Origin of the sequence: Rhodococcus yunnanensis NBRC 103083, assembly GCF_001895005.1 — a bacterium.
Classification (GTDB): Bacteria; Actinomycetota; Actinomycetes; order Mycobacteriales; family Mycobacteriaceae; genus Rhodococcoides; species Rhodococcoides yunnanense.
In genome coordinates this window covers 287,457-304,550 of the sequence record NZ_BCXH01000002.1, presented here as the reverse complement: position 1 = coordinate 304,550, position 17,094 = coordinate 287,457, and the positions used below count along the sequence as shown (strand labels likewise).

15 protein-coding genes are annotated in these 17,094 nt (G+C 63.5%); 4 read left to right on the top strand and 11 right to left on the bottom strand.

Annotated features, from left to right (window positions below):
* Positions 1 to 16: 16 nt before the first annotated feature.
* From RY1_RS05725 to RY1_RS05690, 8 genes are all read right to left on the bottom strand, one after another.
* Complete coding sequence (locus RY1_RS05725; protein WP_245819500.1) at positions 17 to 1,351, bottom strand: hypothetical protein; 1,335 nt, start codon at positions 1,349 to 1,351, stop codon at positions 17 to 19.
* The gene (locus RY1_RS05720) at positions 1,338 to 2,447 is read right to left on the bottom strand and encodes a glycosyltransferase (protein WP_072802552.1); all 1,110 of its coding nucleotides are present in this window, start codon (positions 2,445 to 2,447) and stop codon (positions 1,338 to 1,340) included. Before RY1_RS05720 ends, RY1_RS05725 begins: the two co-directional genes overlap by 14 nt.
* A complete protein-coding gene (locus RY1_RS05715; RefSeq protein ID WP_139279732.1) occupies positions 2,437 to 3,702 on the bottom strand; it encodes a GumC domain-containing protein in 1,266 nt (421 codons plus the stop codon). The genes RY1_RS05720 and RY1_RS05715 overlap by 11 nt, the downstream gene beginning before the upstream one ends.
* A 145-nt stretch (positions 3,703 to 3,847) precedes the next feature.
* Positions 3,848 to 5,356 carry a flippase gene (locus RY1_RS05710; RefSeq protein ID WP_072802550.1) on the bottom strand — a complete coding sequence of 503 codons (1,509 nt, stop codon included), beginning with the start codon at positions 5,354 to 5,356 and terminating at the stop codon, positions 3,848 to 3,850.
* The gene (locus RY1_RS05705) at positions 5,353 to 6,408 is read right to left on the bottom strand and encodes a glycosyltransferase family 4 protein (RefSeq protein ID WP_072802549.1); all 1,056 of its coding nucleotides are present in this window, start codon (positions 6,406 to 6,408) and stop codon (positions 5,353 to 5,355) included. The genes RY1_RS05710 and RY1_RS05705 overlap by 4 nt, the downstream gene beginning before the upstream one ends.
* Positions 6,318 to 7,694 carry an O-antigen ligase family protein gene (locus RY1_RS05700; protein WP_072802548.1) on the bottom strand — a complete coding sequence of 459 codons (1,377 nt, stop codon included), beginning with the start codon at positions 7,692 to 7,694 and terminating at the stop codon, positions 6,318 to 6,320. The genes RY1_RS05705 and RY1_RS05700 overlap by 91 nt, the downstream gene beginning before the upstream one ends.
* A gap of 50 nt (positions 7,695 to 7,744) precedes the next feature.
* Positions 7,745 to 9,226 (bottom strand): sugar transferase, encoded by a 1,482-nt coding sequence (locus RY1_RS05695; protein WP_072802547.1) that lies wholly within the window; start codon positions 9,224 to 9,226, stop codon positions 7,745 to 7,747.
* A gap of 166 nt (positions 9,227 to 9,392) precedes the next feature.
* Entirely contained in the window at positions 9,393 to 10,103 is a 711-nt protein-coding gene (locus tag RY1_RS05690; protein ID WP_072802546.1) for a GAF domain-containing protein, read from the bottom strand.
* Between the two features lie 123 nt (positions 10,104 to 10,226).
* Here RY1_RS05690 and RY1_RS05685 point away from each other — a divergent pair, with 123 nt between their 5' ends.
* Positions 10,227 to 11,336: an endo-1,4-beta-xylanase gene (locus RY1_RS05685; RefSeq protein WP_072802700.1), complete on the top strand. Its 1,110-nt coding sequence runs from the start codon at positions 10,227 to 10,229 to the stop codon at positions 11,334 to 11,336.
* 57 nt (positions 11,337 to 11,393) lie between these two features.
* On the opposite strand, the gene RY1_RS05680 is transcribed toward RY1_RS05685, so the two are convergent.
* On the bottom strand, positions 11,394 to 12,875 hold the full coding sequence (locus RY1_RS05680) for an MFS transporter (protein WP_072802545.1): 1,482 nt from the start codon (positions 12,873 to 12,875) through the stop codon (positions 11,394 to 11,396).
* A 182-nt stretch (positions 12,876 to 13,057) separates the two neighbouring features.
* On the opposite strand from RY1_RS05680, the gene RY1_RS05675 reads away from it, so the two are divergent.
* Both RY1_RS05675 and RY1_RS05670 read left to right on the top strand, forming a co-directional pair.
* Positions 13,058 to 13,717, top strand: a complete 660-nt coding sequence (locus tag RY1_RS05675; RefSeq protein WP_072802544.1) for a TetR/AcrR family transcriptional regulator — start codon at positions 13,058 to 13,060, stop codon at positions 13,715 to 13,717.
* 120 nt (positions 13,718 to 13,837) lie between these two features.
* Positions 13,838 to 14,476 (top strand): MSMEG_1061 family FMN-dependent PPOX-type flavoprotein, encoded by a 639-nt coding sequence (locus RY1_RS05670; RefSeq protein WP_072802543.1) that lies wholly within the window; start codon positions 13,838 to 13,840, stop codon positions 14,474 to 14,476.
* Between the two features lie 59 nt (positions 14,477 to 14,535).
* On the opposite strand, the gene RY1_RS05665 is transcribed toward RY1_RS05670, so the two are convergent.
* Positions 14,536 to 15,183: a TetR/AcrR family transcriptional regulator gene (locus RY1_RS05665; RefSeq protein ID WP_072802542.1), complete on the bottom strand. Its 648-nt coding sequence runs from the start codon at positions 15,181 to 15,183 to the stop codon at positions 14,536 to 14,538.
* Between the two features lie 30 nt (positions 15,184 to 15,213).
* Positions 15,214 to 16,443, bottom strand: coding sequence for an MFS transporter (locus RY1_RS05660; RefSeq protein WP_139279731.1), 1,230 nt, complete (start codon positions 16,441 to 16,443; stop codon positions 15,214 to 15,216).
* A gap of 79 nt (positions 16,444 to 16,522) precedes the next feature.
* Between RY1_RS05660 and RY1_RS05655 the strand changes: the two genes are divergently transcribed.
* Positions 16,523 to 16,963 (top strand): winged helix-turn-helix transcriptional regulator, encoded by a 441-nt coding sequence (locus tag RY1_RS05655; RefSeq protein ID WP_072802541.1) that lies wholly within the window; start codon positions 16,523 to 16,525, stop codon positions 16,961 to 16,963.
* Positions 16,964 to 17,094: the final 131 nt, after the last annotated feature.

Sequence of the window (17,094 nt, the reverse complement as noted above, 5' to 3'; positions counted from 1 at the left end):
GGAACCGACCCCGCGATCAGGTCCGCGCATCCTCTAACAGCCCCACTGGGTCGGAACACAGACGCGCCAGCGCAGATTCGACGACGGACTCCTCGACGAACGCACTGCAGAACGACGCCGTGTACGTGCGGCCTCCGGCAAGCTCGGAGATGAGCATCGTGACGCCATCCGGGCCGTCCGGTTCGAGAGAGGCAGCAAGCTGCGGCGGTCGACCGTCCTCGGCCCACTTCAGGTGCTCGAACATCGGGAGTCTTCCGAGATCGCTCACGGCGACGCGAAGTCGGTCCGGCACCGTGGTCTCGGTGGTCTCGGTGGTCTCGGTGGTCTCTGTGGTGTTCGTGATCTGTGAGGGGGAACTGCGGCGCGGGCGGACGGCAGCGAGCGCATCCTTGACCTCGGACATCGCGAGAATCGCTATCGGCCAACCCGAGTCGATGACCTGCCGCATCGTCGTCGCAATGTCGGAAGGAGTGGAAGACGACGGGAGATGGAGGGGAATTCCGACGGCGAAATTACCATGTGCACCAGCGTATTCGGGGTCGAGATAGCGACGGGAATTGAACAGGACCATGATGTGGTCGTCGATGACGACATCTTCGGCACGAAGAGCGGCCGCCCACAACGCCACCGAAATCGAGGCCGAGGTGGACCCGTCGAAATTCTGCTTTCCCCACTTCTTCAGCTCGGCCACCTGCGCCGGTGCCATGTAGCCGGACCTGCTGATCTTGTGCGACTCCCAGTTCTCGATCCGTCTCGTAGCGCCGGAGGAGTGCTCGGGCCTGCGTTTGTGGGTGCCGCGCATGGTCCAGAAATCACGCAGCGCCGACGGATGAGCCCAATAGTGGCGCCGCAGAGCGGTCCACGTCGCCCGCGGTGGCAGTCCGACAGCGAGTCCCGGCGCCCGCGTGCCGTCGGGATCGCCCGACAACGCTGCCAACGCCTGCACACCCATCTGGCCGTCGCCGACGCCATGTGAGTAATCGATGGCCACGTAGTCACCCTCGATGAGCACATCCAGTGCGGTGCGTTCGCCTGGCCGGTTCCTGATATCGGTCAACAGCTTTCCGAGGTCCGCGGTGTCGACATTCGGCGAGTGCTCGATGGAGGTGTCGCCGAGAGACCCGCGGTACTCCCACGAACGCGAATCTTGTCGTGGCTGCAGCGAAAGCCTCGGTGTGGCAGAGGACTTCTCGGCGGCGGCGAGCGTGGCCCGTGCATCGCCTGCGTCCAGACCGAGCGTCGGTCCGGTGAGCGCGACGACTCGGGCGTCGGCGAAGACACGGTCCATCGCGGTCGGGCGGTATCGGCTCGTGCCCGCACGTGCGGACTCGGCCTTTCTAGAGAACGGCATCGACTACCTCCTGCATACGCGAGCGAAAGTGGTCACGCGAGAAACCTTCTGCCCAGCTGCGGATTTCGGACCTGTCGTACTCGGCTGGGGAGAAGGTGCGCATGGCAGTGGCGAACGAATCCACGACAGCGTCGTCCGAACCCGTCGCTACGAGAAGTCCGGTCTTGCCGGGCACCACCGTGTCGATGGCTCCACCGGCACCGAGTGCGATGACCGGTGTTCCCGTTGCCATCGACTCGACGGGAACGATGCCGAAATCCTCGATCCCCGGCATCAGAAGCGCGCGGGCTCTGCGATGCAGTGCCAGCAGTTCCTCGTGCGAGACCCGACCCAGGAACGTCGTCTTGGGCCCGGCGAGCGCGCGGCATGCGTCCATCGCACGGCCGTCACCTGCCACGACCAGTGGGACGTCCGCTGCCGCCGCGGCTCGCACCGCGATGTCGGGTCGCTTGTACGGCACCAACCGGCCGGCCAGCAGGAAGAAGTCCTCCCGTTCGACCGATGTGTCGGGCGTGAAACCGTCGGTATCGACGGGGGGATGAACGACCAGTGCGTCGTCGCGGCCCCACCAGTCTGCAATGCGTTGCGCCACCGCCGATGAATTGGCCACCACGGTGGTCAGCTTCGGCGCTGCCGACACCTCGCAGCGACGCGCGACGGCGGACAAGGCCGTCAGAACAGCGGCACCGGCCTTTCCTCCACCCTCGCCGGCGCGAAGCTCCGGATCCCAGGCCCAGCGGGCCGGACTGTGCACGTATGCGATGACCGGCGCGTCGGTGGCGAATACGGCCTGGGTCGCAAAGGCGTGGTGGCTCACCACCACGGCGTCGTAGTTCTGCAATCTCATCCTGCGGAAGGCGAGCGGAACCATCGGGAGCACCGGCGCGTACGAGCGTTGCCCGATAGCGTTGTACACCCCGTTCAGCCACGTGGTGTGTGGAGGCCGCGACAGACCCGCCGGTACACCTTCGGGTCTGGCGATGGGTGCGAAGACCTCGGCACTGGGCCAGTGAATCGCCAACTGTTCCATCACGTGCTCGGAACCGGCGATTTCGGTGAACCGCTCGTGGACGAGCGCAAGTCTGTCATCCGGCATTGCTGTCGACCTCCGTGTCCTGTGGTGTTCTCGCCTGTGCCACTGCGCGGTTACCGCCTTTGGGTTGCAACAGGAGGTAGGCCGGACGGCCGAACTCTGCGATTCGTTTCAGCGTGCGCTCGGCCGCCTTTCGATCGCGTCCGCCCCTCGACAGCAGTACGACCACGGTGTCGACGTTCGCGACGTCGACCGCACGCCACCACTCGTCGGTCAAACCCATCGTGACGACGGCGGACCGTTGTGGCGACATCGCTGACGAGTAGGTCGGCGGCGGGACGTATGCCGCATCGTCTCCCACCAGCACGACGACCACCGCGTCCGAATTGGCCACCGAGTGCCTGGATTTGACGGCGGTGTCACCGCCCTCTCGTTGGAGGGTGTCGATTCTCGCGACGAGAACAGGGGGCAGTGTGTCGGCATGGCTCGCGTCGAACCGGGCACCGTTCTTCTTGGCCGCGCGCCTGGCCCACGACCGACTCGGTTTCGATCCGAAGCGGCCACGAAGCAGCGCGATCAGTTCCGCAGCGACGATGAGTGCGGCCAATGCCGCGACGAGGGCTTCGGACAAAGGCTTAGGTGATACCGGGGTGTCGCTCTGCGCTGGGCTCGACAGGACGACCAACTGGTCGCCTCCACCGCTCTGCACTGCGGTGAGCTGGTCCTGCAGCTGCGTCAATCCTGCTTCGGCAGTGGTTCGTTCGCCGGAGCCCGCAGGGAGGGCGGTGATCTTCGCCTGCTCGGCTGCGATGGTCGCCTGGGCCTGCTCGACCTGATCCTGGGTGTCGCGGGCGTAGTTCGCCTGCGATGCCTGCGCCACGGTGGCGACCATCGACTCGGCCAGTTCGAGGGCAAGTTCGGGCGAGTCGGCCTCCACACTGAAAGTCAGTAGCGCTGGCGATGTTCCGGGAGTGAGCGAGACGCTGCTTCCGAGAGCTGCCGCGTCCATGTCGGTATCGACTTGACCGAGAACTTGGTTCAGCACGTCGGTGTCCTCGGCGAGCTGAATGAACGGAGCACGCATCTGTTCGATGAATGCATCGCCCGGTATCAAGGTCTGACTCGGCTTGACCTCGGTGACGATCGATGCCGCGTACTGCTTGTCGGTGAGTTCGCTACGCACGTAGAACACTGCTGCTCCGACGAGGATTGCGATGATCGCGGCGGGCAGGAGGGCGCGACCGAGCTCGCGCATGTGCCCTGCGAGATCTATCGAAGGAGGCACGTCGCTGCGGTGCGTGGCATTGTCTACGTGCACCAACGGAATCTCCTTGCATCGTTGCTGTTGGCCTGTCCGGCAGAGGGGTAGCTCGACGAGGGGGTTGCGTCGAGCATAACCGCGGGGACATGGAGTCCGCCTGCCACGGGATTGCGGGTGGGATGACGACAGTGCGATCGCAGAGTCATGATTTCTCCTTTTCTCCACGTGGCAAGGGTGATTCGACGGCGCCGAGGGCAACCAGCAGAATCAGCAATCCGGCGACCAGGCCTGCCGCGACGACCGAAATCGGGAACCACAGTGCCGGAAACGACTGGACTGCAGCGTATCCAGCACCGGTGACGAGTGCCGTGATCACCGAGAGTGCGAGGATCGACCGTACCGGGAGTAGACCCTCGATCGGCATACTGCGCGCGATGACGACCCACAGCAGTACCACCGTCGTGCCGATCGTGGCGACTGTCGATATGGCAGCGCCGTTGTACGACAAGCGCGGTATGAGAATCAGATTGAGCCCGACGTTGAGCGCAAGCCCGAACACCGCCACCATGGGGTAATGCCGCTGCATTCCTGCAGAAGCAAGCATGAAGATGCCGAGCAGCACCAGCGACATCAGCGCCGCGCCGAGAACCAGAAGCCGCGCCGCGTTGGAGCCCTCCTCGAAGCGATCACCGTAGAGGAGTCGGATGAGAGGTTCTGCCGACGGCCAGAACGCGGCGACAGCCATGGCACCGAAGAGAGCGAACAGCGCGGCTGCCGAACGTGATCTGGTCCGGAAAGTAGCGAGGTCGTGCGGCCAGGAGGCGATCAACAACGTGCTCACCGGTGCGACGGCAGCAAGTGCGAACGTGTCCATCATGTCCGAGAACTTGTAACCGATGGAATACAGTCCGACTGCGTCGAACGAATCCAGCAGGCTCAGCATCAGTACGTCGATCTTGAGCATGGCCACCGTGAGCGCAAATCCGATGGCGAGCGGAATCGCCTCTCTCAGATACGGCCCCCACCTGCGGAATTCGATATGTCTCGACGGGCGCAGCCCCAACGTTCGGCTGCGGATACCGAAACCCTTGGTGACGAGTTTGAATATTTCGTTCGCCACTGCGGGCAGAACGAACCACAGTAGTGTCGGCGCGTACACGGCGGCCAGCACTGTCAACCCGAGCTGCACCACTTGACCGAGACTCTCGGCGATCGCGACACCCAACAGTCGATGACGACTCTGATACAGCACGGACAGTGCATGACTCGGGGTGGCGAACACCACGACGAGACCACCGACGGCAGTGGCGAGTACGACCTCGCTCGGATAGCGAAGAAGTGCAACGTATCCGACGGCAAGTGCGTAACCCACGAGACCGAGCGCAGTGCGTAGCGCCAGGAAGGACGAGGCTGTGCGCCCGATCTCCTCGGGATCGTTGTCCATCAGACGAGCAAGAACGACGCGTCCGACACCGAGATCGGTCACCACCGACATCAAGCCGAGGAGTGCGAAGACGAAACTGAACTGGCCCCAGCCGTCTGGACTGAGTGACCGCGCGACGACGACGCTGCCGATCCATCCGAGGGCGGCGACCACGACGCGGCTCGCCAGTACCGCAGCGGTTGCACGAGCTGCTGCTTTCGGATCGGCGGCGATGGCCCGGTAGTCGGGGGGAGTCTCCATGCCGTCAGGAGTGGAACTTTCGGTCATCCGCCTACTCCTGCGTCACGATAGGCCCGCGCAGTGAGTTCGGCGGTGCGACGCCAACTCAACTTCTCGGCAGCGTTCAATGCCTGCGCGACCAGGCTGTCGCGGGCTTCGTCGTCGAACACGAGGGGGCGTATCGCGTCCGCCCAGTTCTCCACGCGTTCCGATTTCAGCAGTACCGCCCCGTCTCCGACGACGTCGGGAAGCGCGCCGACGGCGGAGGCCACGACGGCGCCGCCGCACGCCATTGCCTCGACCGGGGGCAGACCGTAGCCCTCGTATCGCGATGCGTAGGCGGTGACGGTCGCTGCCGAATACAGACCGGGGAGATCCTCGACATCGATGTAGCCCAGTCCGATCGACGACGTCGGAGCATTGGGTCCGGTGGATCCGGCGCCGGCCAGTACCGATGCAATGCCGAGCCTTTCGGAGGCATCGGCGACGAGTTGGACGTTCTTTCGAGGCTCGACGGTACCGACCTGCAGGACGAACTTCTCCGGTAGCGAGTATTTCGACCGGACTGCGTCGACCTGGTCTGGGCTCGGGGGTGTGGCCCAGGCGGCGGGCGCAAGTTCCACCACGACGGAGTCTCGACCGCTCACCGCCTTGATTCGGTCGGCGGTGAACTGCGATACGGCGATCAGCAGATCGGCTCGGCGCAGCGTGTGGCGCACGAGGCGCTGTTCGCCTGCAGCGCGGAATCGACTGGATGCGGACGGCATGTCGATCACCGACAGGTCATGGACGGTAGCAACCTTGAACGCTCCGGTCACCAGTGGAAGGTCCACGTCGAGTCCGTGGACCACGTCGCAGGATCCGACGGGTAGCGCGCCGAGAACGGCGCGTACTGCGCCGCCGGACACCGGTCGAGTGATGGCTCGCACGTCGGTCGGTAGCTCGCCGACGGCGTCGCGCTGCACCACTGCGGCGAGGTCCGCGTCCGGCAGATGCCCGGGCAGTTCGTTCAGTAGCTCACGGATGTAGGTCTGTACTCCGCTTCCGCCGGGTCGGAGCGCGAGTGCTCCGTAGATGAACTGTGTTGCGCTGCTGCGCATCCCACCACCCCTAACAGTAGCCAGAAATAAACGTCGATCGGGAAGATCTCGAAATAGGTCGATACGAGGCTTGCGAACATGGCAGCGACGATCGAGGCGCCGACACCGAGTGCGAGAGCGCCGTCGGCTCCGGGAAGCGATCGCGACAGCCGTGTGCACCAGAGCAACGCCGCGACCAGGAGCGCGACGACCGCCCACAGCCCGATCGGTCCGAGTTCGAGAGCGGCTTTGACGTAGTAGTTGTCCGGTTGGTAGTTGGTCGACAAACCGCCGTCCGTCGTGAAGGCAGCACCCGACGCAGTCGAGATCCGGTCGGCAGCAGAGCCGCTCGATCCGAGTCCGGTGCCGAGGGGGTGCACGAGGATGCTGGCGATGATGTTGTTCCAGCCGTCACCGCGTTGCCCGAGGCTGCTGGAGGAGAAGAAGACCGCGGTGATCTTCGGTACGAACGGTACGACGACGGCCACCGCCACGGCCGCGACCGCGAGTGGCCCTGCGAGGTAGCGGAACCTGACGGCGATCAGATAGATCAAGCCGACGACCAGTCCGAGGATGGCCCCTCGGACGATCGAGCTCGACATCGCGACCACCATCATCGGCGACGCGAGGAGGAACGCCATGTTGCGACGGCGGCGCGGATCTGCGAGAGCGATGGCGCCGCCGACCAGCAGGGACAGCATGACGTAGAGGCCGAAGGGAAACGGAAGATTGAAGGTACTGAAGGTTCGGAGCAGACCGCCGGAGGTTCGCACCTGTGTGCCGTACTCGTAGCCGAGGGAGACTAGGGCTGCGGGGCCTGCGATCAGTTGCACCACTCCGACGACGGAGGTGAACACTCCCATTCCCATGAGGATGGAGACCAGGTCGTCGCGGTCTTTCGCGTCGAACGGCGCCAGCCACATGACGGCCACGAGAAGGATGTAGAAGAACGTCACCTTGATCGCGAACACACCCACGAAACCGAATGTGGCCAGCGCGGACACGCATCCGAAGACGACGAACACCGCGGCCGCGGGCCACCATGGCATCAGCAACGGCGGATCGGCAGGGGACCTTCTGCGGCTGCGCCGAATCCACGCGCAGACGAGCGTGAGCAGTACGAGTCCTTCCTTCCAGCCGGAGACGAATCCGGGGACAGGAAGTAGGAAGAGGAGTCCGTTGAGAGGCACGACGGCAGCCAACAAAAGGACCCCGCGCTGCGGTCGTCTGAAGATGGCGGCAACGACCAGGCAGGCGGCGGTCGAGACAAGTAGTGTCGCGAAAGCAATCCCGACGAAGGCGATCACGAACTGCCTTGCGGAGGCGGTGGTTCCAGAGCTGGGCGGTGGAGCATCGCTCAGTCCTCGGCTCGCTTGAGTACGGCGAGGACGGTGAGGAACAGAATCCTGACATCGAGCCAGAGTGACCAGTTCTCGATGTAGTAGTTGTCCCACTCGGCGCGGTCGGCGATCGAGGTCTGACCGCGTAGGCCGTGGGCCTGCGCCCACCCGGTGACGCCCGCCTTCACGCGGTGGCGCTCACCGTAGCGACGGATCTGCATCGCGAACAGGTCGACGTACTCGGGTCGTTCCGGTCGCGGTCCCACCAAGCTCATGTCGCCTTTGAGGACATTGAGGAGCTGAGGAAGCTCGTCGAGCGACGTCTGGCGCATGATCTTGCCGATTTTCGTCCGGCGATCGACGCCTTCCACGCCACCGGGCGCGTCACCCTCGGTGCGCACGAATTCTGCATCGGACGCCCGCGGTGGGCGCATCGAGCGAAATTTCAGGCAGTCGAACGGGATTCCGTCGCGTCCGATGCGTTCCTGGGCGAAGAAGATGGGGCCAGGTGAACTCAGCCGCACCAGCAGCATCAGCAGGAGGAAGACCGGAGACAGCAGCAGCAACCCGACTGCGGTGAGCGTGCGGTCCATCGCGCCCTTGAGGTGGAACTGCCAGCCCTTGGGGTCGATGTGCGGCATCACCATCAGCGGGAGACCGCCGATGTGTTCGACTCGTGTCTTGTTGCCGACCAAGTCGAACAGGCGAGGAACCACCCACACGCGCATACCGAGCTTCTGTGCGCTCCGAGTTGCGGCAACGAGCTGTTCGTGTTGTACGGCCGAGAACGCGATGATGACCTCTTCGGCGCCTGTGGTGCGGGCGATCATCTCGAACTCGCGCGGTGTCCCCAGATACGGAATGTCGATGTGGCCCGGGGCAGTCACGTCGACAGGGGAGACCGGAGGAACATCGACGAGGCCGATCGGTTCCAGGCCGTACTCGGGGAACTGACGCATTCTCGCTACAAGCTGGTGACCGATCGGGCCGCCGCCGACGATCAACGTCGGCGCCGCGGAATGATATTTGCTGCGCAAGCGTCGTTGAACGAGCACCCGACCAAGCCTGCCCAGTGCCAGCAGAATCGCAGCGCAGATCCATATTCTGATCATGATGGCGCTCGGCCTGTAGTCGGTGTCGGCTACGAGCATGATCGTCAGCAAGGCCAACACGGCAAACGCGATCGAGGTCTCGACCGGGCCGATCTCGTCGAGGAAATTTCGCCGAAGGCTGCGGCGATACAGCGACTGCGCACCCAGTATCGCGACCACCAGAGGGACGAAAGCCCATGGCAACCACCCGAGTTCGGTCAGGCTGCCGGTGCGCCACAGTACTCCCACGGCCACGGCGAGGGTTGCGTTCAGCACGTCCACGGCCACGGTGATGACGGTGTGGAGCGGGTCGACGCGAAGTTTGTCGATCAGAGCTCGTGGTCTGCTCTGCGCGGTTCGACGCTCGTCTGTGGGCGTGGTTGCCGGTGATTCGAGAGTATTCGACACGGATCAGACTTCCGCACGGGACCGGGTTCGAGTTCCAAACACTGTTGAAGGCTAACCCAGACCATTATTCCGGAAACGCATTTGCCTTATCGATCGTGTTACGGAAAAGAGGCCGAATTCCGGTTATTACCATTGAATTCGGGAGAACCGATTTGTCTGCGGAGGCTCACTCGAAGATTCGCTCGCGAACGATCCATGCAAGGTCCTGAAAGATTTGTTGATGGCCGATAGTCCATTCTCGTGGCTGCTCATCCCACACGCACAGAGTCCCGACGGCATGACCGTTGTCGTCCTTCAACGGAATGCCCATGTACGACAGGGCGACCTCGTTGAGGACTGCCGGATGGTTCTTCAACAACTCGTGCAACCGGGCGTCCTCGACGATCAGGGGTTCGCCGCTGTCGATCGTGTACTGACAGATCGACTGATCGACAGGGATTTGACGTACTTCTTCGAGCTCGATGGGAAGCCCGACCGCACTCTTGTAGAACTGGCGGTTCCGATCGATGAGAGATACCGCAGCCGAGGGGACCTGCAGTGCATCGGCAACCATGGCGACCAACCGGTCGTAGCTGTCCTCCCGTGGAGAGTCCAACAGCCCTGTCTGTTCGACCGCGGCGAGCCGTTCGGGGTCGTAGAGCGCACGTGTGGTGTCCGTCGCCGATTCGTCGTGGGTCGGCACCGGTGCTATCTGGGTATCCCTCAGGTGGCGTAGAAGCTGCCCCAGTTGCGAGTCGTCGCCGTCCGTCAGCTCCTGCACGAGCCGTGTGACGACGGCGCGGCGCACGTAGGCGTCGACGGTCTCACCGGCCTTCGAGGCTTGCTGCTCGAGTATCTCGTCGAGACGGGCATCGAAACCGGGAACAACATCAGTCATTTGCCCGATGGTAATGCAGTAAAGGGGTCATGGCCGTTTCATTCGGTAGAGAATGCGTGTATTCGATCCGGAATCTTTTTCGAGAAATGTGGTAACGGGGTGGACTGCTGCTATATTCCACCGATGATTCGGCGCAGCCCGCTGAGCGTGCGGCTGATGCTGGTCACGCTCACTATTTTCTTGATTTCGAGTATGTCGACGACGGCAATTGCGCAGGCGGCGCCTGCGACGTTGGACGGGCGGTGCTCCGGTATGTCGGCATCGCCGCGGATCGGTGGGTCGCCCGGGGCAACGCTCGGCGCGCTCTCCGCTGGCGATCTCGACCGCGAACTGACGCTGGCACGAAACGCCGGGATGTTCGCGATCCGAGTCGATATCGACTGGTCGTCCATCGAATCGGTACGAGGACGGTTCAATTGGACGAACACGGACAGGATTCTGACCGCGATCGTCTCCCACGGTATGTGCCCGCTCGGAATCATCGGATACACACCTGCGTGGGCGCGGGTGCCGGCGGCAGCAATGGATTCCCACTCGCGGCCGTCGAATCCCGACACGTACGCGGCGTTCGTCGCAACGGTCGTCACGCGGTACCGCGACCACATGAACCTCTGGGAAGTATGGAACGAGCCGAATATCGTCGGCTTCTTCAAGCCGTCGCCCGACGTCGCCGCATACTCGGCACTGCTGCGCGCTGCCTACCCGAAGATCAAGCAGCTGCAGCCCGGCTCGACTGTCCTCTCGGGTGGACTGGCTCCAGCGGCGGACAACGGCGTCAACATCGATCCGACCACGTACCTGTCGGAGCTGTATCGGCTCGGCGCGAACGCCTACTTCGACGCTTTCAATCTCCATCCCTACACTTACCCGGCGCTACCCAACGATCCGAGTACCGCGGGGTGGAACACAGCGATGAAACTGTGGCCCATGCGCGACATCATGATTGCGGGTGGTGACAGCGCCAAGCAGATCTGGCTGACCGAGTTCGGTGCGCCGACAGGAACCGCTGCCAACGCGGTGTCCGAGCAGACGCAGTCCGAGACGATCGGAATCATCATGGACGCTGTTCTCGGAAATTCGTGGATCGGACCGGCCTTCGTGTACAGCGTTCGAGACGCAGGTACCAACGCTGCTGACCCGGAGCAGAATTTCGGATTGCTTCGTCGGGACTTCTCACCCAAGCTCGCATATGGGCGGGTTCTGGACTTCACCACCGGTCATCCGGCGTCGTGACGCAACTTCGGGCCACCTCGAAACGAGGCGGCCCGAAGCGGAGTAGCAAGTATCGGTTCAGTTGCGTGTCAAGGCTTCCGGCTCGGTGTCGACCTTGGGTTCGGTGTCGACCTTGGTGGCGACCGACTTCCCGGGCACGAACTTGGGCAGGAACGCGGACAGGGCGATGGCGACGAGAGCTGCCCCTGCAGCGATTGCCATGGTGACATGGAAGCCGCGCTCCGACGGTATTTCCGTGGATCCCACCGTGATGGTCATCTGCGCGAGAATCACACCGATACCCGCACTCGCGATGGACGTTCCCAGCGAACGCATCAGTGTGTTCAGGCTGTTGGCGGCTGCAGTCTCCGACGGCGGAACGGCGCCCATGATGAGCGCGGGCATCGCTCCGTACGCCAATCCGACACCGATACCGATGATGCTGGAGATGACTACCAGATGCCATAGGGCGCTCATGGCGACGACACCGAACAGGTAGCCGATGGCGACGATCGCAGCACCGATCATCAGAGTCACCCTCGGCCCCCTGGTGGTGGTGATGCGTGACGAGAGAGGCGCCACCAGCATCATGACGATTCCCGACGGTGCCATGACCAGGCCGGTGACGAGCATCGAGCGGCCGAGTCCGAATCCCGTTTCCGTCGGTAGCTGCAGAACCTGCGGGAACACGAGCGTCAGGGCGAACATCGCGAAGCCGAACATGACGGAGGCGAGGTTGGTCAGCAGAACCTGGCGGCGTGCCGAGACTCGCAGGTCGACGAGCGGCTGGGAGGTGCGCAGTTCCCACCATCCCCAGAATGCGAGTACGAGAATGGACACGACGAACAGAATGAGAGTGGTCGGACTGGTCCAGCCCCAACTCGACCCCTTCGAGACGGCAAGGAGAAGCGAGACGAGGGCAATGGACAAACCAGCTGCGCCCACAGCGTCGAACTTGCCCCCGGTGCGCATCCGAGACTCGGGAACGACGGCCAACACGAGGCCGGTGACCAGTACGCCGAAGGCGGCGGCCCCCCAGAACAGCATGTGCCAGTCGGCGTACTCGGCGGTCAATGCTGCAGCGGGGAGTCCGAGTGCTCCGCCGACTCCCAAGGACGCACTCATGGTGGCGGTTGCCCCGGCAAGCTTCTCGCGGGGGAGCACGTCACGCATGATGCTGATACCGAGGGGGATGACGCCTGCGGCCGCTCCCTGGAGCGCGCGGCCGACGATGAGGGGTACGACCGAATCACTGAGGGCACCGACGACGGAACCGACGATCATCAGAGCGAGGCTGATGAGCAGTAGGCGACGCTTGCCGAACATGTCTCCCAGGCGACCCATGACGGGTACGGCCACGGAACCTGCCAGGAGGGTGGCGGTCACTGCCCATGCGGTGTCGGCGGGCTTGGCGTCGAGCAGCGTAGGGAGTTGCGGGATCAGCGGAATGATCAGCGTCTGCATCAGCGAGACGACGATTCCGGTGAAGGCGAGCACGGCGACGACTGCGCCGGCGGCAGCCGGGGCAGTGCGGTCGGGTTCGGTGACGGATGTCGACATGCGGGTGAGCCCTCCAAGGCTTCGTTTCAATAGTCCAAGACTTCGTTTTAAATCAACTGACTGAAGTAATTTAAAGCACCTGCTTGACTTCTGCAAAGTGGGATTGTTCACTGTGACTGGAATGTCCGTTTCGATGCTGTGCGACGCGGGCGCTGCCGGGAAATTGTGGAAGGCTGGGTTGAATGACACGCGGTGGCCTGAGATCGGGCGGGAGATCCGCACGCACCGTCGAGACGCGAGATGCGCTCCTCGCCGTGGCCGAGCGGTTGTACGCAGAAGTCGGTCTTCATGCGGTATCCAACCGGAATGTCAGTGAGGCGGCCGGGCAGGGCAACAATGCCGCGGTCGCGTATCACTTCGGATCGAAGGTCGATCTGATCAGTGCCATCGTCGAGAAGCATTCCGGTCCCATCGAGGATGCCCGCGTGGAGATGGTGTCTCGTGTCGACGGGCCGGGGAGTATCGAGGGGTGGGTCTCGTGCCTCATCAGACCGTTCACCGACCACCTGGCCAGCCTCGGATCGCCCAGTTGGTACGGACGGTTCGCGGTACAGGTCATTGCCGATCCCACCCTGCGCAACGTCATGTATGCGCAAGCGGGAGGATCACCGTCGTTGAAGACGACTCTCGCCGGGTTGTACGGTTGCCTTCCCGGTCTCCCGCTGGACGTGCGTAAGGCGCGCAGCGACATGGCGCGCAACATGATGATGCACATGTGCGCCGAGAAGGAATTGGAGTTCTCGCAGAGCCATCCCGAATGTCCGGCGAACTGGACCGACTTCGGGACCGATCTCATCGATGCGACGGTCGGCATCTGGCAGGCCGCAGTGTCGCGTCACTGACGGAATTCACTGTCCGCCAGTACGTCACGCGGTCGCAGTAGTGAGGTGGTCGATCGACCCGCGATAGTGCCGCCGAGAAAGTCGGATGCCGCACGGGCGGCGGATTGTTAAGCTCGCGCGGTGGCATGGGACGAGATTCGAGACGCGGACGAACTCACGGCAATGTTCGGTACGCCGAGCTATCGGGCGGCCAACAAGGACCGAACTTCCCTGCATCCCCTCGACGTCCGATGGCTCTCCGAATCGCCGTTCTGTCTCATCGGGACCGCCGACGCCGACGGTCGATGTGACGTCTCGCCGAAAGGCGATCCTGCGGGACAACTGGTGCAGGTACTCGATTCCACTACCATCGCGATCGCCGAGCGACCCGGCAACAAGCGGATGGACGGATATCGCAACGTCCTGGCCAATCCCTTCGTCGGAATCAACTTCTTCATTCCCGGACGCGGGGACACGCTACGGATCAACGGTCGGGCGAGGCTGATCCGACAGGCGCCGTTCTTCGACGAGATGACGGTCAAGGGGCATCGTCCGATACTGTGCCTGGTCGTCGACATCGAACAGATCTTCTTCCACTGCGCCAAGGCGTTCATGCGATCGAGGCTCTGGGAACCCGAGACATGGAATCCCGCGGTCATGCCGACCGTCGCCGCGATCACGAAGGCCGTCATGCCGGACACGCCGGAGTCGATCGCCGAACTCGAACGCTACTACGGACCTTCCTACGCCGATCAGCTCTATCAGCGCCAGACTCCGTGACGGGAACGGGTTGCACTGCAACCCGTTTCGCCGTCGCGGGGTGTGGGGACGGCGGTGAGCTACTCGAGTCTGCCGAAAGCGACAGCCCCCAGGATGGCGTGCGCACCGGCGATGACGCCGTCGAGCGACTCGATGTCGGGAGCGAGAACCCACTGCTGCGTCATCATGAGCACTGCACCGACCAACCCGAGAGCCAATGTTCGACGGTTCGGCCCGGCGAGGCCCTTGGCGGTACCGACCGAGGACGCGAGTGCGAGGACCGCATCGACGAACATCGACGTGGTCTCCCGGTAGAGCGCATCCACCTCCGCCGAAACTCCGAGCACTTCGATCAGCACGATCCGAGCCGAACGAGGGTCGTGGGCGACGGTTTCGAAGAAGTTCGACAGTGCCGCCTGCAGTATCTCTTCGGCCGTCTGCTGCTCACGACCAGCGGGCACACGAATGCTGGTCAGCATCGTGGCGGTCGCTCGTCGATACACTTGCTTCAGTAGATCCTCACTGCTGTCGAACGATTCGTAGAAGTACCTCTTCGTCAGTCCTGCGCTCGCGCAGACACGATCGATCGACGCCGTGCGGTATCCGCTGGTGCCGAAGATCTCGACGGCGGCAGCGAGGATTCTTTCTCGCCTGTCCTCCCGTCGTTGATCGGACGTCGAACCACGGTACGGGCGCCCCTGGACTCCTGTCGTATCGAAACTGCTCACCCCGAGATCTTGACACCGATCCGTATCGGATCAAAGGTCACGCGAGTCGGGCCGGCTGGTCGGCTCGCATGAACCGAGCCGAGCCGATCGTCGCGTCGCTTCCCGGTCGGCACTCCAGACTGCAAGGGCGGCAATCGCATACGCGGCACCGCTGATGCACACGCCGGGCCAGCCGAACATCTCGAACAGTGCGCTTGCGCCGAACGCGCCGAGTGCGCTTCCGAGCGAATAGAACACCATGTAGCTTCCGATGATGCTGCCGCTCGATTCCGGGTCGTCGCGCACGAGCAGGTTCTGGCTCGTCACGTGCACTGCTTGCACCGCGAAGTCGAGCAGAACGACGCCGACGGCGAGTAGGACCAGCGATTCGGCAGTCGCCGAGATCGCCGCCCACGCCGAGACGAGGACGATCAACGCGGCGACGGTCACCCGTTCGCCGAGGCCCTCGTCCGCCCACAGCCCGGCCCGCTTCGCGCCCAGTGCGCCGATCAGGCCGGCGACGCCGAACGCGCCGATCGACGTCACCGACAGGTTCCACGGATCCTCGCTCAGCGGCAATGCCATCCCGCTCCACAGTGTTCCGAAGGAAGCGAACATGAACAGTGTGATGAGGGCTCGGGTGCGGAAGACGCGATTGCTGCGGGTCAACCCGACCACCGATCCCAGTGCCTGCCGGTATGTTCGACTGCCCCGCATTACGGCGGTGGCGGGAAGGCGCGGCAACAGCAGGCATGCCGTCACCGTCGTCACGACAGCCGAGCCTGCGTACACGGCGCGCCAGCCCGCGGTGTCGGCGATCGAACCCGACACCGTGCGGGCAAGGATGATTCCGACGACAACACCGCTGGTCACTGTGCCGATGGTCCGGCCGCGATTACCGGGCTCGCTCAGAGCCGACGCGTAGGCGACGAGCACTTGTACGACGACGGAGAACAATCCCGTCACGGCCAGCCCTACGAGCAGCATCGCCGTGTCGGCCGAGGATGCGACGATCACGGTCCCGGTGGCGGCGCCGAGGATCAGGACCGCGATGAAGCGTCGACGCTCGACGAGATCGCTCAACGGCACGACAACGACGAGACCGAGGAGGTATCCGAGCTGGGAGGTGCCGACGATGAGGCCCAGTTGTGACGGTTCCATCGACATCGACGTGCCGATCGCCTCGATGAGGGGTTGTGCGTAGTAGATGTTCGCGACCGACAGGCCGGCCACTGCAGCGATCAGTGCGGTAGTGGTTCGACTGTTTCGAACTGTGCTCACGGGCGCCTCCAAGGTATGGTTGCAAAAAGCAACCGAATGGAAACTACGACACAATGGTTTCGAAGTGCAACCGAAGGGAATGCTCGTGGGCGAATCGACGGCATGGACGGACACTCACTGTCCGGTTGCGCGGACGCTGGACATCGTCGGCGACAAGTGGTCGCTGCTGATCGTGCGGGATGCGTTCGACGGAGCGCGGCGGTTCACGCAGTTTCAACGCAACCTCGGAATCGCGAAGAACATCCTCACCGACCGCCTGCGCATGCTCGTCGAGAACGGCATTCTCGAGTCGGTGCCGAACGCGAAAGGCACCAGAGCCGAATACGAGCTGACCGAACAGGGGTGCGACCTGTTCACCGTCGTCGTCGGGCTTCGGCAATGGGGCGAGCGGCACGCATTCGGCGCCGGTGAGTCCCATTCGATTCTGACCGACTCTGCGGGCCGACAAATTCCGCGGCTTCGTGTGATGAGCGCGGCTGGTGTGGACGTGGAGGGATTCGATGCCCATGTGGTGCGCTGAGTCTCCGCCGGGCGGTATTTCGTGTCGCGGTACTTCGTGTGATCGCCACGCTCGATCGCACGGGCAATCTTGACACCGATCCGTATCAGATGAAAAGTGACACCTAGCGGTTCCCGCACCGGGGGGAACGA

Excerpts from the sequence above, each read along its gene's own strand:
- RY1_RS05725 (WP_245819500.1), bottom strand. The coding sequence starts at position 1,351 with ATGCCGTTCTCTAGAAAGGCCGAGTCCGCACGTGCGGGCACGAGCCGA.
- RY1_RS05720 (WP_072802552.1), bottom strand. The coding sequence starts at position 2,447 with ATGCCGGATGACAGACTTGCGCTCGTCCACGAGCGGTTCACCGAAATC.
- RY1_RS05710 (WP_072802550.1), bottom strand. The coding sequence starts at position 5,356 with ATGACCGAAAGTTCCACTCCTGACGGCATGGAGACTCCCCCCGACTAC.
- RY1_RS05705 (WP_072802549.1), bottom strand. The coding sequence starts at position 6,408 with ATGCGCAGCAGCGCAACACAGTTCATCTACGGAGCACTCGCGCTCCGA.
- RY1_RS05690 (WP_072802546.1), bottom strand. The coding sequence starts at position 10,103 with ATGACTGATGTTGTTCCCGGTTTCGATGCCCGTCTCGACGAGATACTC.
- RY1_RS05685 (WP_072802700.1), top strand. The coding sequence starts at position 10,227 with ATGATTCGGCGCAGCCCGCTGAGCGTGCGGCTGATGCTGGTCACGCTC.
- RY1_RS05680 (WP_072802545.1), bottom strand. The coding sequence starts at position 12,875 with ATGTCGACATCCGTCACCGAACCCGACCGCACTGCCCCGGCTGCCGCC.
- RY1_RS05675 (WP_072802544.1), top strand. The coding sequence starts at position 13,058 with ATGACACGCGGTGGCCTGAGATCGGGCGGGAGATCCGCACGCACCGTC.
- RY1_RS05655 (WP_072802541.1), top strand. The coding sequence starts at position 16,523 with ATGCTCGTGGGCGAATCGACGGCATGGACGGACACTCACTGTCCGGTT.